The organism is Kitasatospora sp. NPDC001175, assembly GCF_053598215.1.
Genome location: NZ_JBSFJU010000215.1, coordinates 1 through 1512, shown reverse-complemented (window position 1 = coordinate 1512; position 1512 = coordinate 1). Strand labels below are relative to the sequence as shown.

Here is a 1512-nt window from a genome sequence, read left to right as displayed (position 1 = left end):
TCGCTGCACCATCCCGGACAAGGCCGACCAGGCTCGCAACCGCAAGAGACTCGGCGCTCGCGGCGGCCGGCCGCCCAAGTTCGACGCCGAGGACTCAAGGCTCGGCATGCGGTCGAATGTGGCATCAATCGTCTCAAAAGGCATCGCGCCGTGGCCACGAGATACGACAAGCTCGCGGTCCGCTATGAGGCGACCGTCCTCGTCGCGGCCATCAGCGAGTGGCTGTGACCACAAACCCGCACCGCCCTTTTCGTTAATCCGTTGCCCAGGGGTCCGGCGGCCAGCTAGGTTCGCCCAGCCGCCCGCATCGGTGCAGGCCGGCGCTGTCGACCAGGAGGTGTGGAGCACATGCGCACGAGTGCCCAGGAGTTGAGCTCGCGTACTGATCCTTGCCACCTCCTCTCGACGGAGACACCTTGTCCCTTCGCATCACCCCACTGACCGACCCCGCTCACGGGCCGCACGGCCGGCGTCTCGCCTGGCTGGCCTCGGACGCGGACTCCATCCCTGCCGGGACCGCCTTCTTGCGCCTGCTCGACGGCGGACAAGAGCACCTCGCCGAGCTCGACCTCCGCGTTCATCCCGTGGAGCGCCGCAAGGGCGTCGGCTCCCGGCTCCTCAACACCGCCGTGGCCACCGCCCGGGACAACGCCCGACGCCGCGTCGTCGCGCAGGCCGAAGCCGGATCGCCCGGCGACCATTTCCTGGCGGCACGCGGTTTCCGGAAGGTTCTCGCCTTCAGGTACACCCGCCTGGCGATGGCCGACGTGGACACCACCGTCCTCGCCGGAATCGTCGAGCGTCCGCATCCCGGCTACCGGCTGACGTCATGGCAGGGAACCGTCCCCGACGACCTCGCCCGGACGTTCGCCGCCTCACGCCGCGCCATGGACGACATGCCCATGGACGACGCCGAGTACGGCACCGTGGCCTGGGACGTGGACCGCGTGCGGGCCGCGGCGAAGGCCGTCGAACAGCGCGGCGACCACCTGCACACCGTCGTCGCCATCGACGCCTCCAACGGCTCGATCGCCGGGTTCACCGAACTCGTCATCCCCGGCAATGGCGCAGGTGACGGCCAGCACTACGGCACGGGCGTGTTGCCCGAGCACCGTGGTCACGGCCTCGGCCGATGGATGAAGGCCGAGTCGATCCGACAAGCCCATAGGGACTATCCGGGCCTCGATGGCCTCCTGACCGACACCACCGACAGCAACGCGCACATGCGACGGATCAACGACGATCTCGGCTACAAACCCACGCACACGACGCACCAGCATCAGCTCGACCTTTAGCAGAGAGCGGACGGGCCGGACCGGGGCATCATCCCGCCCGGCCTGTCCGTGCTTTCGATACACGCCCTAGTAGGGTCGGGGACTGGAAACGGAGCATCAGCCACCGCGCCAGTCCCCGACCCTACTAGGCAGTGTCCTGGCGATCACGAGCGAAGCCAGATGACGAGTGCGGCTGCGGTGACGGTGCCGAGGTAGACGTAGCCGCGCTTGTCGAATC

Annotated in this window: 1 protein-coding gene and 1 pseudogene; both read left to right on the top strand. The window is 68.3% G+C overall.

The genetic code is table 11. The annotated features are described in order from the left end of the window. A pseudogene (locus tag ACWDAK_RS41230) lies at positions 1-228 on the top strand (IS5 family transposase); the annotation flags it as partial. Between the two features lie 188 nt (positions 229-416). Next, positions 417-1295: a GNAT family N-acetyltransferase gene (locus tag ACWDAK_RS41225; RefSeq protein ID WP_427396360.1), complete on the top strand. Its 879-nt coding sequence runs from the start codon at positions 417-419 to the stop codon at positions 1293-1295. The last annotated feature ends 217 nt before the right edge of the window (positions 1296-1512 follow it).